This window comes from Leucobacter sp. WKLB1 (assembly GCF_059696215.1).
In genome coordinates, this window is sequence record NZ_AP046115.1 from 1,571,134 (window position 1) to 1,585,609 (window position 14,476).

General features: G+C 64.4%; 12 protein-coding genes. 10 read left to right on the plus strand and 2 right to left on the minus strand.

Annotated features, from left to right (window positions below; translation table 11 throughout):
- The first annotated feature begins 2 nt into the window (after window positions 1–2).
- From polA to rpsA, 3 genes are all read left to right on the plus strand, one after another.
- Window positions 3–2,630: a DNA polymerase I gene (polA, locus tag ACZF5Y_RS07105; RefSeq protein WP_497535310.1), complete on the plus strand. Its 2,628-nt coding sequence runs from the start codon at window positions 3–5 to the stop codon at window positions 2,628–2,630.
- Between the two features lie 111 nt (window positions 2,631–2,741).
- Complete coding sequence (locus ACZF5Y_RS07110) at window positions 2,742–3,782, plus strand: helix-turn-helix domain-containing protein (RefSeq protein WP_497535103.1); 1,041 nt, start codon at window positions 2,742–2,744, stop codon at window positions 3,780–3,782.
- A 152-nt stretch (window positions 3,783–3,934) separates the two neighbouring features.
- The gene (rpsA, locus tag ACZF5Y_RS07115) at window positions 3,935–5,380 is read left to right on the plus strand and encodes a 30S ribosomal protein S1 (protein ID WP_053352949.1); all 1,446 of its coding nucleotides are present in this window, start codon (window positions 3,935–3,937) and stop codon (window positions 5,378–5,380) included.
- Between the two features lie 82 nt (window positions 5,381–5,462).
- Here the strand turns inward: rpsA and ACZF5Y_RS07120 are convergent, their stop codons facing one another.
- Window positions 5,463–6,068 carry a DUF4126 domain-containing protein gene (locus ACZF5Y_RS07120; RefSeq protein WP_497535104.1) on the minus strand — a complete coding sequence of 202 codons (606 nt, stop codon included), beginning with the start codon at window positions 6,066–6,068 and terminating at the stop codon, window positions 5,463–5,465.
- A 51-nt stretch (window positions 6,069–6,119) separates the two neighbouring features.
- On the opposite strand from ACZF5Y_RS07120, the gene coaE reads away from it, so the two are divergent.
- The gene (gene coaE, locus ACZF5Y_RS07125) at window positions 6,120–6,725 is read left to right on the plus strand and encodes a dephospho-CoA kinase (protein WP_497535105.1); all 606 of its coding nucleotides are present in this window, start codon (window positions 6,120–6,122) and stop codon (window positions 6,723–6,725) included.
- Here the strand turns inward: coaE and ACZF5Y_RS07130 are convergent.
- Complete coding sequence (locus ACZF5Y_RS07130) at window positions 6,712–7,323, minus strand: vitamin K epoxide reductase family protein (RefSeq protein WP_497535106.1); 612 nt, start codon at window positions 7,321–7,323, stop codon at window positions 6,712–6,714. The two genes, coaE and ACZF5Y_RS07130, sit on opposite strands and share 14 nt — an antisense overlap.
- Before the next feature lie 260 nt (window positions 7,324–7,583).
- Between ACZF5Y_RS07130 and ACZF5Y_RS07135 the strand changes: the two genes are divergently transcribed.
- From ACZF5Y_RS07135 to ACZF5Y_RS07160, 6 genes are all read left to right on the plus strand, one after another.
- A complete protein-coding gene (locus ACZF5Y_RS07135; RefSeq protein ID WP_497535107.1) occupies window positions 7,584–10,091 on the plus strand; it encodes an Rne/Rng family ribonuclease in 2,508 nt (835 codons plus the stop codon).
- Between the two features lie 146 nt (window positions 10,092–10,237).
- The gene (gene rplU, locus ACZF5Y_RS07140) at window positions 10,238–10,546 is read left to right on the plus strand and encodes a 50S ribosomal protein L21 (RefSeq protein ID WP_497535108.1); all 309 of its coding nucleotides are present in this window, start codon (window positions 10,238–10,240) and stop codon (window positions 10,544–10,546) included.
- 33 nt (window positions 10,547–10,579) lie between these two features.
- Window positions 10,580–10,834 carry a 50S ribosomal protein L27 gene (gene rpmA / locus ACZF5Y_RS07145; protein ID WP_053352955.1) on the plus strand — a complete coding sequence of 85 codons (255 nt, stop codon included), beginning with the start codon at window positions 10,580–10,582 and terminating at the stop codon, window positions 10,832–10,834.
- 68 nt (window positions 10,835–10,902) lie between these two features.
- Window positions 10,903–12,408, plus strand: coding sequence for a GTPase ObgE (gene obgE, locus ACZF5Y_RS07150; RefSeq protein ID WP_497535109.1), 1,506 nt, complete (start codon window positions 10,903–10,905; stop codon window positions 12,406–12,408).
- Window positions 12,405–13,187, plus strand: a complete 783-nt coding sequence (gene proB, locus ACZF5Y_RS07155; protein WP_497535110.1) for a glutamate 5-kinase — start codon at window positions 12,405–12,407, stop codon at window positions 13,185–13,187. The genes obgE and proB overlap by 4 nt, the downstream gene beginning before the upstream one ends.
- Before the next feature lie 29 nt (window positions 13,188–13,216).
- Window positions 13,217–14,470, plus strand: coding sequence for a glutamate-5-semialdehyde dehydrogenase (locus ACZF5Y_RS07160; RefSeq protein WP_497535111.1), 1,254 nt, complete (start codon window positions 13,217–13,219; stop codon window positions 14,468–14,470).
- Window positions 14,471–14,476: the final 6 nt, after the last annotated feature.

Genomic DNA, 14,476 nt, shown 5'->3' on the forward strand with positions numbered 1-14,476 from the left:
TCATGGTCATCGATGGCCACTCGCTCGCATTCCGTGCTTTCTACGCCTTGCCGGTAGACAGCTTCCAGACGCAGTCGGGTCAGCACACGAATGCGATTCACGGGTTTATCGCGATGCTCATCAATCTGCTCGGCAACGAGCAGCCCGATGCGCTCGCGGTCGCGTTCGATATTTCTCGACACTCGTTCCGTACCGAGGAGTACCCGGAGTACAAGGGCACTCGCGGCGAAACGCCCGCGGAGTTCAAGGGGCAGATCCCGTTGCTGCAGGAGGCGCTGCATGCGATGGGAATCCGTACTCTTGAGAAGGAGAATTACGAGGCCGACGACATTCTGGCGACGTTGTCGACGCGCGCCGCAGAGCGTGGGTACCGGGTGCTTGTCGTCAGCGGTGACCGCGACACCATTCAGCTCGTCGATGATCGAGTGACGCTGCTCTACCCGTCAAAGCAGGGCGTGAGCGAGCTGACGCGCTACGACGGCGCGAAAGTCATGGAGCGGTACGGCATCCGGCCCGAGCAATACCCGGAGATCGCCGCACTCGTCGGGGAGACGAGCGATAATTTGCCGGGTATTCCCCGCGTGGGCGAGAAGACGGCCGTAAAGTGGATCAATCAGTTCGGTTCCCTCGAAGAGATTCTGCGTCGGCAAGACGAAGTCGGTGGCAAGGTCGGCGAGAGCTTACGTGAGCACGCGCACCTTGCCGAACGAAACCGTCGGTTGAACCGACTGGTGCGCGATGTCGAGCTCGATGTCGAGCTTGATGAACTCAAGCGCGGCGAGATCGACATGGCGGTGGTGCAGCAGATCTTCGCGAAGCTTGAGTTCCGCACGCTGCTCCAGCGCGTGGGCAAGCTTGCCGGGGCAGAGGTGCCCACGGGCGGGTCGACGGTGTCGGCCGCGGTGCCGCTCGCGCCCGAGCGGCCGGAGTCGAAGAATCTCATCGATGAGGAACTCGCAGATTGGCTGAAGAAGCACGAGAACCCCGCAGTACTGGTTCGCGAGCTTGATGGTGGCTTCGAAGTGGGAGTGGCGACTCCCGACTCCTCGGTTCGCTTCGATTGGCAGCCGGGCGGGCGTGACTACACCCTCTTCGAGGAGTGGCTCGCATCAGATGCGCCGAAGACCTTCTATGACGCGAAGCAGCAACTGGCCGTCGCGCGGCGCGGGGGAGTGATCATCGGTGGGATCGCGGGCGATGCTCTGCTCGCCGCGTGGGTGTTGCGCCCGTCGAACGCGGAGAAGAGCATCAACGATGCTGTCTTCCGGTATTTGGGGGAGCAAGTGCCCGAGGGAGATCCCAATCAGCTCGTCCCCGACGAAGGCAGCGTCGCCGATATCGCGACACTCGCCTGGTACGTCGTGCGCCTGCACGCCGCGATCGTTGAACGATTCGAGTCGCGAGCCGGCGAGGTCTATCGAGATATCGAGTTGCCGCTCGTACCGGTGCTCCACGCACTCGAGCACCGCGGGGTGCAGATCGATGAGCCGCTGTTCGCCGCGCAAGACGCGGAACTGACGGCACGCGTCGCCGAACTGCAGCAACAGGCGTTCGACTCGATTGGCCATGAGGTCAATCTGTCGTCGCCGAAGCAGCTGCAGGAAGTGCTCTTCGACGAGCTCGACATGCCGAAGACGCGCAAGACCACTCGTGGATACACCACCGATGCGGCGGCACTCGCCGACCTGCAGATCAAGCAGCCTCACCCGTTCCTCGACGCACTGCTCGGCCATCGCGACGCGAACAAGTTGCGTCAGATGGTGGAGTCGCTCATCAAAGCAGTGCAGCCTGATGGCCGAATTCACACCACCTTCGTGCAGACGGGCTCGAGCACCGGACGACTGGCGTCGACCGATCCGAATCTCCAGAATATCCCGGTGCGCTCGGAAGAAGGGCGTCGGATCCGCGAGGGCTTCATTCACAGCGGTGAATTCTCGACGCTGATGACAGCGGACTATTCCCAGATCGAAATGCGCATTATGGCGCACCTTTCGGGCGATGCCGGGCTGATCCAGGCGTTCAACGAGGGCGAAGACCTGCACCGGTTCGTCGGCGCCCGCATCTTCGGAGTCGCACCTGACGAGGTGACCAATGAGATGCGATCGAAGGTCAAAGCGATGTCGTATGGTCTCGCATACGGCCTGTCGGCATTCGGGCTCTCGAAGCAGCTCAACATCTCGGCAGCCGAGGCCAAGCAGCTGATGACCGACTACTTCGAACGCTTCGGCGGCGTGCGCGACTACCTGCGCTCCGTCGTCGACCAGGCGAAGCGCGACATGTTCACCGAAACCATCTTCGGCCGACGCCGCCCATTCCCAGACCTCGCGAGCCCGAATCGTGTGCTTCGCGAAAATGCTGAGCGCGCCGCGCTGAACGCGCCGATTCAGGGTTCGGCAGCCGACATCATCAAGCGCGCCATGATCGAAGTAGAACGCCGCATGAGCGAGGCGAATCTCTCGTCGCGCATGTTGCTCCAAATTCATGACGAACTCATGTTTGAGGTCGCCGATGGTGAGTGGGACGCTCTCGAAGCAATTGTGCGAGAGGAAATGGCCGGCGCCGCCGAACTCTCGGTGCCGCTCGAGGTGCAGGTCGGGCACGGTCCGAACTGGAACGCGGCGGCGCACTGACCGGTTCGCGCATCCCGACTTCCGCGTGATTTCGCCACTGGCTCAACAGTCGAGTGGTGAAATCACGGGTTTCGGGCTGACCGGGTGACCCGCGCTGCTTGGATAACTCCCATGAACATCACCAAACACGACTTCGGTATTTTCGTTACGGAACGACGCCGTGACGCCGGCCTCACTCAACGACAACTCGCCGAGCACCTGCACGTCACTGAATCCGCCGTCTCCAAGTGGGAGCGCGGTCTGTCGTACCCCGACATCACGATCGTCGCCCATCTTGCCGACGCACTCGGCGTAAGTACCCAAGAACTCATTAACGCCAGCGAAGACCGACTCGCTCGCGCCGACCGGCGCGACGCACGCACCTACCGGCGCTGGCGGGGCGCCGTGCTCTGGACGACCCTGAGCGTGTACGCCGCGGCGATCCTGACCTGTTTCATCGTCAACCTTTCGGTTTCGCACACGCTGACCTGGTTCTGGACAGTGCTTCCTGCTGTGCTGTTGGCGTTCTGCCTCACGAGCCTGCCACTGCTCCCGATCCCGAAGCCGGGATGGAGTGCGCTGTGGGGCGCTGTACTGAGCCTCGCCGCGCTCCTGTGCGTGGTCTGGATCGGTTCCGACGGGGGATCCTGGTTGCCGATCGCGCTCGCTTCCGTGCTCCTCGGTCTGATCGTGGTGTTCGGCCCGATCTGGCTGTCGCTGCTCGAACTCCCCACTGCGCTGTCCCAGCATCGAACCGTCATTTCGCTCGCACTCGACACGGTGGGCGCTCTCCTCCTCCTGCTCGTAATCATGGTGTCGATGGGAGCCCCCGAACTCTGGCTGCACCCCGTACTCCCACTCGCGGCGATTGCGCTCGCCCCCATCTGGGTGATTGCACTGGTGCTGCGGTACCTCCCGGTGAATCGTCTCGGCCGCTGGGCGGTCGCGGTCGCGATTGCGGGTGCGTGCGCATTTGCGATTGACCGTGCTGTCGATCGAGTGCTCGGTGAAGATTCAGGCGGCACCCTCGATCTCACACGCTGGGACGACACCACGATCAACGCGAATGTGCAGTTCTTCGTATTGGCCGGCGCACTGCTCATCGCGCTCGTGCTCGGCGTCAGCGCGATCGTCCGTGCCTCCCGCACCGGACGCGCCGTTCCCATCGGGTAATTGATCCCGGGCGTGTTCCCGGGGTATCATAGAGCGTCACATCTGTGGCGACTCAACCATGTCCACACGTGGGAGCGCTCGCGAACCGTCAGGTTCAACCAAGATCGGCGCGCTTCCGCCTGAATACCCTGTCCATTCTGGAGACCAATTACATGACGAACGCAACGACCGAACGCAAGCAGGTTGCAGTAAACGACATCGGCTCGGCCGAAGACTTCCTTGCAGCGGTCGAAAAGACCATTAAGTCCTTCAACGACGGAGACCTCATCGAGGGCACCGTTGTGAAGATTGACCGCGACGAGGTGCTCCTCGACGTCGGGTTCAAGACCGAGGGTGTCATCCCCTCGCGCGAGCTGTCCATCAAGCACGACGTCAACCCTGATGAGGTTGTCAACGTCGGTGACTCGGTCGAGGCGCTCGTGCTCCAGAAAGAGGACAAAGAGGGTCGCCTGATCCTGTCGAAGAAGCGTGCGCAGTACGAGCGCGCTTGGGGCGACGTGGAGAAGATCAAGGAGAACGAGGGCGTCGTCACCGGCACCGTCATCGAGGTCGTCAAGGGCGGCCTCATTGTGGACATCGGGCTCCGCGGCTTCCTCCCGGCTTCGCTTATCGAGCTGCGCCGCGTGCGCGATCTGACGCCGTACCTCGGCCAGGAGATCGAGGCGAAGATCCTCGAGCTCGACAAGAACCGCAACAACGTGGTGCTCTCGCGTCGCGCGCTACTCGAAGAGACGCAGTCGGCGACTCGCTCCTCGTTCCTCGCTGAGCTCAAGCCCGGCCAGGTACGCAAGGGTGTCATCTCGTCGATCGTCAACTTCGGTGCGTTCGTCGACCTGGGCGGCGTGGACGGCCTCGTGCACGTCTCCGAGCTCTCGTGGAAGCACATCGAGCACGCCTCTGACGTCGTCGAGGTCGGCCAGGAAGTCACCGTCGAGGTGCTCTCCGTCGAGCTCGACCGCGAGCGCGTGTCGCTCTCGCTGAAGGCGACGCAGGAGGATCCGTGGCAGGTCTTCGCACGCACCCACGCGATCGGTCAGATCGCACCGGGCGTCGTGACCAAGCTCGTTCCCTTCGGTGCATTCGTCCGCGTTGCCGATGGCATCGAGGGTCTCGTGCACATCTCGGAGCTGTCGGGTCAGCACGTCGAGCTCGCTGAGCAGGTCGTTTCGGCCGGCCAGGAAGTGTTCGTCAAGATCATCGACATCGATCTCGAGCGTCGCCGCATCTCGCTCAGCCTCAAGCAGGCGAACGACGGCGTCGATCCCGAGGGCACCGAGTTCGATCCCGCGCTCTACGGCATGACCACGGAGTACGACGAGAACGGCGAGTACAAGTACCCCGAGGGCTTCGATCCCGAGACTCAGGAGTGGAAGGACGGCTTCGAGTCGCAGCGCGAGAAGTGGGAGCAGGAGTACGCTGCTGCCCAGGAGCGTTGGGAAGCGCACAAGAAGCAGGTCGCTTCGATGCTCGCCGAGGCCGCTGCGGCTCCGGCAGTCGAGGCACCGTCTTCGAGCTTCTCGAGCGATTCGGCTTCGACCGGTGCTCTCGCCGACGATGCGGCACTCGCCGCTCTGAAGGCGCAGCTCGAGGGCAACTAACCCTCACGGCACGCTTTGCGTGCCAGTCACGAAGGCCCGGTCCCCGTTCTCGGGGGCCGGGCCTTCGGCGTTGCCGGTGAGATCAGACGGTTGCGGGTGCGGTGCTCTGACGACGATTGCGCAGCGCGCGCCGCAGTCGCCTGATCAAGAGGGTGCAGACCGCGATGACACCCACGAGCGCGAGCACCGGTACGATGACGGCCAGCACCGTGAGCGCGGCCGCCGCGATGTCTTCGAGCGTGCTTGAGACCGCCGCGCCAGCCCCCGCGGTCATCGCATTGATGAGGGGGCGGGCGATCATCTTCAGGAGATGCGGCACCAGCGCAGTGATCACACCGAGCGCAAACGGCCAGATGTTCCCGGATTGCACAAAGGTCGACGGGTCGGAAACGGCCCAGGTGTCACTGCCCGTGCCGGCCGCGAACACCATGCCGCCCGAAGCCGGCCGAACGATAGTGTGGAGCACGTCGTTCACGGAGTCGAGTGCGGGAATCTTGTCGACGAGTATCTCGATGGCCAGGAGCACGCCGAGAATCCCGAGGCTCCACCCGTTCTCGAGCCAGACCCATCCATCGGGCAGCTGCACGATCGAGGTATAGCGTGAAAGCAGGCCGAGTCCGAGGAGAGGAATGTACGCGTTCAAGCCGGCTGACGCCGCGAGCGTCATGCCGGTGAGGATTTCGAGCATGGTCACCTCCTGCGTCTCAGCATACGCAGATCACCGGATAGGCTGAGCGGCATGCAGGTGATCGCACTCACGGGCGGGATCGCCGCGGGAAAATCGACGATTGGCAAGCGGCTCGAACAGCTCGGGGCCACGCGAATCGACGCCGACGAGTTGGCGCGTGCAGCGGTTGCGCCGGGTTCGCCGGGACTCGCGGCCGTTATTGATCTCTTTGGGCCTCAGATGCTGCTCGCCGATGGGGCGTTGGATCGCGCTGCCCTCGGCGCTCGCGTATTCGGCGATCCCGACGCACTCGACGCACTCAATGCCATCGTGCATCCTGAAGTGCGGCGCTTCTTCGCCGAACGGTCACGCGCGGCGGAAGCGGCGGATGCTTCGGCCATCGTGGTGTATGAGATACCGCTGCTCGTCGAGACGGAAGCTCGTAACGGCGAATGGAATCAAGTCGTCGTCGCGGAAGCTGATGTGGAGACCCGTGTCGCTCGCATGGTGCACCTCCGCGGCATGGCAGAAGACGATGCTCGACGACGTATCGCAAACCAGGCGAGCGATGCCGAGCGTCGAGCCGTCGCCGACTACGTAATCGACACTTCGGGTTCGGAGCCGGAGACGATCGCTCAGGTCGACCGTCTATGGCGGAGCCTCACTACATCCGGCTGAACTCGGCGATCCAGTTCAGCTGCAACTGGGCAATGAATGCGATGACCGCGTAGCAGACGAGAATGACGACCCAGCTCCACGAGTAGCACTTCGCGAGAACGCGCTGCGCGCCGGCCGAAACCGGAATGTCTCCAACGGCGTAGGGGCGGAAGAAAGATACCCACCAGAGCGGGATCATGACGGTCCACACCACCATGCACCACGGGCACAGCGTTCCGATGACGAAGACGCTCTGGCTGAAGAGCCAGCAAACGAGGGTGAACCCGGCCAGCAGACCAACCTGGTACAACGCCCAGAACCAAGCAGAAAAGCGCGCCCCGGCGAGCAGGGCGACGCCCACGGCGATGGGCGCGACAAACGCCGAGACGCCGATGATGGTGTTGCTGAAGCCCAAGAGCGAGCCCTGCCACGAAGCCATGTTGGGGCCGCAGGTGACGAGGATGCTCACCGAGCAATTCGGAATGTAGCCGGGATCTTGGAGCGTCTTGATGTATTCGGTGAGCAGTTCGAATGAGGCGAACCAACCCACAACGCCGCCGATCAGGGTGAACAGGGCGAACGCGATAGGCCGCGAATGCGCGCGGAGTTCAGAGCTCATGGGGTGATCGTAGCGGCCGCACCTGCGAATTCATCTGCTCTGCACCAGGCGACACCTCCGTGACATAATGGAGGGCGTACGGCGCGCCGAACCGGCGAAACGTGCGCACAGTCTTTTGATGGTCGCAAGACCCTCACCGGTCGAAGAACGACCGAGCGCGGATGCGGGGCATTCGCGGAGAATAGGATTCGCGGGTCACACCGCACGAGAAGTGTCCCCGGGCAATGCTTCTGCACCTCGGGGCAGAGGAGACACCAGCAATGGTGAACGAGACGAATACAGAACCGAACACCGAGCAGGTGGCAGACAGCACTGAGCTTGCGGAAGCGACATCGGTTGCCACCCCGGTTGCGGGCGAATCGGCTGCAAGCGAATCTGCCCAGTCTGCCGATGTCGACCGAGAAGCCGCACCCGCTGCGCATGGTGACGCCGCTGATGCGGGGAAGCCGGCAGATGAGGTGTCGACCCCCGACGCGTCCGAAGTGTCGCCGCAGGCTCCGGCCAAGCCGCAGTTGCTGCTGCCGCTCGCCGACATGACGCCGGAGGAGCGTTTCCGGGCCACGACTCGGCTGATCTTCCTGGCGCCCGACGTGCCGCCGGTGGCCCCGCGCTCGCGGCGCTCCGATTTCCGCCCGTCTGAGCTGCGTCAGCTCGACGACCTACTCGACGAGCGTTTCTCGCGCGAAGATGCGCCAGAGGATCGCGAGTCGCCCGCGCAGCAGCGCCGCAACCGGCGGCGCAACGGTGCGGAGTCGGCTGCGCACCCCGACGAAGAGTCGCCGCGTCGTCCGCAGCGTCAGGCCCCCGTCATCACGGAGCCGCAGAAGGTGAAGGGATCTACTCGGCTCGAAGCGAAGAAGCAGCGCCGTCGTGACGGTCGTGATGCCGGCCGCCGCCGCGTGGTCATCACTGAGTCGGAGTTCCTGGCGCGCCGTGAGGCCGTCGATCGCGAGATGATCGTGCGCACGACTGCGGATCGCGTGCAGATCGGCGTGCTCGAAGACAAGGTGCTGGTCGAGCATTACGTTGCACGGTCGAGCGAGAACTCGCTCATTGGCAACGTGTACCTCGGTCGCGTGCAGAACGTGCTGCCGAGCATGGAAGCGGCATTCGTTGACATCGGCCGCGGCCGAAATGCGGTGCTGTACTCGGGCGAGGTCGACTGGTCCGAGTTCGAGGGCGGCAATACCGCCCGCCGCATCGAAAATGCGCTGAAGCCGGGCGATCAGGTGCTCGTGCAGGTGACGAAGGACCCGGTTGGTCACAAGGGTGCGCGTCTGACGAGTCAGATCTCGCTGCCGGGCCGCTTCCTCGTCTATGTTCCCGGCGGTGCGATGAACGGTATTTCGCGGAAGCTTCCCGATACGGAGCGCGCGCGCCTCAAGAAGATCCTCAAGGAAGTTCTCCCGAGCGGTGCCGGCGTGATCGTCCGCACGGCTGCCGAGGGCGCGAGCGAGGATCAGCTGACCCACGATGTGCAGCGCCTCACTCGTCAGTGGGAGTCGATCCAGAAGCGCGTGGAGAAGGGCGGCGGGCCGGTGCTGCTGCACTCGGAGCCCGACATGCTGATCAAGATCGTCCGTGACGTGTTCAACGAGGACTTCCACCGCTTGACGATCTCGGGCGAAGATACGTACGAGACGATCGAGCGCTACCTGTCGCAGGTGGCTCCGGACCTGCTCGAGCGCGTCGAGCGCTTCACGCATGAGCGAGACATCTTCGACGAGTACCGAGTCACCGAGCAGATCGCCAAGGCGCTGGACCGCAAGGTGTGGCTGCCCTCTGGCGGATCGCTCGTCATCGATCGCACCGAGGCGATGACGGTGGTCGACGTTAATACGGGCAAGTTCGTCGGTTCGGGCGGCAATCTCGAAGAGACGGTCACGAAGAACAACCTCGAGGCTGCTGAGGAGATCGTGCGTCAGCTGCGTCTGCGCGACATCGGTGGCATCATCGTCGTCGACTTCATCGATATGGTGCTCGAGTCGAACCGCGATCTGGTGCTGCGCCGCATGGTCGAATGTCTGAGCCGAGATCGCACGAAGCATCAGGTCGCCGAGGTGACGTCACTCGGCCTCGTGCAGATGACCCGCAAGAAGCTGGGGCTCGGACTGCTCGAGTCGTTCAGTGAGCCGTGCGACGTCTGCGCAGGGCGTGGCGTGATCGTGCACCATGAGCCGGTGGCCAAGCACCACCGAGCAGAATCGTCGCCGCGCACTGCGAAGCGCGCGAAGGGGCAGCAGCCGCACGTCGATACGAAGTCTCAGACGCACGCGATCAGCGACGGCGCGAAGAACATGCTCGCTCAGGTTGCGGCTTCGACGCTGCACGCGCCGAAGCCCGAGCACGAAGAGCTGGCTCAGGCGATTCAGGCGGCAGCTCGCGAGGTGGAGTCTGCCCCTGCAGCTGAGTCCTCCGCTCAGGTGACCGGCCGCGTGTCATCGCGGAGCGGGTCGCGCGACACCGACCGCGCTGATGCGGGTCAGCGCTCGCCGGGTCAGCGCGCCCCGCGAACGGACTCCCAGCCGCCGGCGACCGGGTTGCTCGATTCGGTTCTCAACGCGCTTCCGGATGCTCCGGCTGCCGGCAACGGGCGCGCGCGCAACCGTCGTGTGAGCACGGCGCCTGTGCGGGGCGGAGCCGAGCCGAGTCGTGCGGATGCATCGACGACGGAGAACGAACCGGCGAATGCGAAGCAGGCGGCCCAGCGGGCGCTTGCGGAGGCGCTCGACCTCACGGCACTGCGTCGAGACGCAGAACGAGAGTGACACGCGGGGGCGCCTATTTGACCAAAATCGGTGCTTCGAGATAATATTGACCGTTGGTGCTGCTCTGTCGGGCAGCAAACACAGGCTTCGAATGCGGCACTGCTGCGATTCGGCTCGTAAGACGATCCTCGAGAAAAGGGTATGAAGTGGTTTACGCAGTAGTGCGCACAAGCGGACGTCAGGAAAAGGTCGAGGTTGGCTCGATCATCACCGTCAACCGTGTTTCGGGTGACGCCAAGGGCAAGCTCGAGCTTCCCGCGGTGCTCCTCGTCGACGGCGACCAGGTGACCACCGACGCTGCAAAGCTCGCAAAGGTCAAGGTGACTGCAGAGGTGCTCGACGACCTCCGCGGCCCGAAGATCGTCATCCAGCGATACAAGAACAAGACCGGTTACAAGAGCCGCCAGGGGCACCGTCAGGATCTGACGCGCCTCAAGGTCACCGGCATCAAGTAATCCGCCTCGCAACGATTCAAGGAGTAGAGACTCATGGCACATAAGAAGGGCGCCAGCTCCACCCGTAACGGTCGCGATTCGAACGCTCAGCGCCTCGGCGTGAAGCGCTTCGGCGGCCAGCAGGTGAACGCAGGCGAGATCATCGTGCGTCAGCGCGGCACGCACTTCCACCCCGGCGCAAACGTCGGGCGTGGCGGCGACGACACCCTGTTCGCTCTTGCAGCGGGCGCGGTTGAGTTCGGTGCAAAGGGCGGCCGCAAGGTCGTCAACATTGTGACCGCCGCCTAATTACAGGCAGTCAACGGCGAGGCGGGCTTCGGCTCGCCTTTTGCCGTATCTAGGGCAGGGAAAACAGTATGGTCACGTTCGTCGATCAGGTGCAGGTGCACATTCAGTCCGGGCGCGGCGGGAACGGCTGCGTGTCGATCCGTCGCGAGAAGTTCAAGCCGCTCGCCGGCCCTGACGGTGGCGCGGGCGGACACGGCGGTGACGTTGTGCTCGTCGCCGACCCGCAAGTGACGACGCTGCTCGAGTACCATCGTCGACCGCACCGCACTGCCGAGAACGGCGGATTCGGCGCCGGCGACTATCGCGATGGCACGAACGGTGCCGAGCTGCTGCTTCCGGTTCCCGTTGGCACGGTGGTGAAGAATGAGGCGGGGGAGACCCTGATCGATCTCACCGAACCCGGCGCACGCTATGTCGCCGCACAGGGCGGTGTCGGCGGTCTCGGCAATAACGCCCTCGCGAGCACGAAGCGCAAGGCGCCGGGGTTTGCGCTGCTCGGCACCGAGGGGTGGGCCGGATCGCTCACCCTCGAGCTCAAGACCATCGCCGATGTCGCCTTCGTCGGGTACCCCTCAGCGGGCAAGTCGAGCCTGATCGCGGCGATGAGCGCGGCGAAGCCGAAGATCGCGGACTATCCGTTCACGACCTTGCATCCCAACCTCGGCGTGGTGCAGTCGGGCGATCATCGCTTCACCGTCGCCGACGTTCCCGGGCTGATTGAGGGCGCGAGCGAGGGTAAGGGGCTGGGTCTCGACTTCCTCCGTCATGTCGAGCGTTGCAGTGCGCTGTTGCACGTACTTGACTGCGCGACGCTCGAACCCGGCCGTGACCCGCTTTCAGACCTCGAGATCATCAAGGCAGAACTCGCCGCGTATCCGGTGCCCGAGGGCCAGACTCCGCTGCTCGAGCGACCCCAGCTCATCGCACTGAACAAGATCGATGTACCGGAGGGGCGTGAGCTCGCGGACTTCGTGCGCGGCGATCTCGAAGCTCAGGGGTACCGCGTCTTCGAGATTTCGACGGTCTCGCACGAGGGGCTGCGCGAGCTCGGCTTCGCCCTTGGTGAACTCGTGGACGAGGATCGCCAGCGGCGTATCGCAGCCGAGCCGGTGCAACCGCGCATCGTGCTGCAGCCGAAGGCCGTCAACGACGGCGGCTATCGCGTGGTGACGGAGGGCGGAAGCTACGGCACGCTGTACCGCATCCTCGGTGCGAAGCCCGAGCGCTGGGTGGCGCAGACCGATTTCAAGAACGATGAGGCCGTCGGCTACCTCGCCGATCGTCTGCAGAAGATCGGCATCGAAGACGCCCTCGTGAAGGCGGGCGCCACCGCGGGCTCTACGGTGGTGATCGGCCCGGGATCCGGCGTCGTATTCGATTGGGAGCCGACCGTCACCAGCGCTGCTGAGGTGCAGATGGGTGCGCGTGGCACCGACTTGCGCGTCGACCAGAACGACCGTCGCACGAACAAGGAACGTCGCGTCGAGTATCACGGCATGATGGACGCGAAGGCCGAGGCCCGCGCCGAACTTGACCGCGAACGCGAGGCGGGGCTCTGGAAGGACGAATCGTGACCCACGGCGCCGACCTGCTCGCGGCGCGGCGCGTCGTCGTCAAGGTCGGTTCCTCGTCGGTGAGCGGCGACAATGCGGCGCAGATTCCCGATCTGGTCGCGTCACTCGCCCGACTGCACGCGGGTGGCGCGCAGGTGATTCTCGTTTCGAGCGGTGCGATCGCGACGGGGGTCCCGTTTCTCAAGCTCGACGAGCGGCCCGAAGATCTTGCCACGCAGCAGGCCGCGGCTGCGGTCGGCCAGAACATTCTCGTCAACCGCTATCAGCGAGCGCTGACGACTCACGAGATCATCGCCGGTCAGGTGCTGCTCACCGCGCACGATATCGAGAACCCGACACATCGCGGCAACGCCCGTCGAGCGATCGAGCGACTGTTGCAACTCGGGATCCTGCCCATCATCAACGAGAACGACACCGTCGCGACGCACGAGATCCGCTTCGGCGACAACGATCGCCTTGCGGCGCTGGTTGCTCGACTGGTGGATGCTGATCGTCTGGTGCTGCTTTCCGATGTGGACGCGCTGTATACGGCGCCGCCGATGATCGTCGGAGCGGAGCGCATTGCCGAGGTCGCATACGGGGATCCTCTGGCGGGCATCGAGATCGGCGAAAGTCAGTCGGGGTGGGGCACCGGCGGCGCGGCGACGAAGGTGCAGGCGGCACGACTCGCTGCCGACGCCGGTGCGACGGTGCTGCTCACCGAGACGCGGCTGCTCTCGGCGGTGCTCGACGGCGCGGATCACGGCACGCGGTTCGAGGCGCGCCCCGCGGGCGGCTGACTCGCCCGGAACGCACTAGGCTGAATCTCATGTCTGCAGGAGATGCCTTCCTCGAGCGCCTGTCGCTCGCACGCACCGCGGCGCGTACGCTCGCGACCGCCACCACGGCTCAGAAAAACGCGGCACTCGCCGCGATCGCTGATCGGCTCGAAGGCTCGATTCCACAGATCGTGGAGGCCAACGAGCGAGACCTGGCGCGCGGGCGGGAGCAACAGATCGGTGTCGGCCTGCTCGACCGACTGCGACTCGACGCGGAGCGCGTGCGCGGGCTCGCAGTGGCAGTTCGCGACGTCATCGCGCTTCCCGATCCGATCGGTGAGGTCGTGCGCGGGAGCACGCTGGCCAACGGCATCGGCATCAGTCAGGTGCGTGTGCCGTTCGGTGTCATCGGGGCGATCTACGAGGCTCGACCCAATGTGACCGTGGATATCGCCGCGCTGGCTCTGAAGAGTGGAAACGGCGTCGTGCTGAGGGGTGGCAGCGCCGCCGAGCACACCAACGGTGTGCTGGTCGGGGTGATTCAGGAGGCCGTTTCGAGTGCGGGACTCGCGGGCGACGCGGTGCAGACGATCGACCCGTTCGGGCGAGAAGGCGCCGGCCGCTTGATGCGGGCGCGCGGGTATGTCGATGTGCTCATTCCCCGCGGCAGCGCAGGGCTCATCTCGACAGTGGTGAACGAATCGACCGTTCCCGTGATCGAAACCGGTTCGGGTATCGTGCACGTATTCGTCGATGCCACGGCAGACGCCGAGATGGCGGAAGCCATCGTACTGAATGCGAAAACGCATCGACCGAGCGTGTGCAACGCCGCCGAGACGCTGCTTGTGCATCGTGACGCCGCACCTCGTCTGCTGCCGCGTCTGGTTGCTGCACTCCGTGCCGCGGACGTCGAGCTCTGGGGCGACCCGGCAGCTCAGTCCGTGAGCAGCGATCTTGCGGCTGCTACGGCAGAGACCTGGGAGACCGAGCACTTGGCGCTGGAGATGGGCATCAAGGTCGTCGACTCGCTCGACGAGGCGATTGCGCACATCGACCGGTACTCGACCCGTCACACGGAGTCCATCGTCACGAGCGATTACGTCAATGCCGAACGTTTTCTCGCCGAAGTCGATTCTGCGGCGGTTATGGTGAACGCGTCGACGCGGTTCACCGACGGCGGAGAGTTCGGGTTCGGTGCCGAGGTCGGCATCTCCACTCAGAAGCTCCACGCACGAGGCCCGATGGGCCTTCCCGAACTCACGAGCACGAAATGGCTGGTGCGCGGCACTGGCCAGATTCGTTGATCCAAA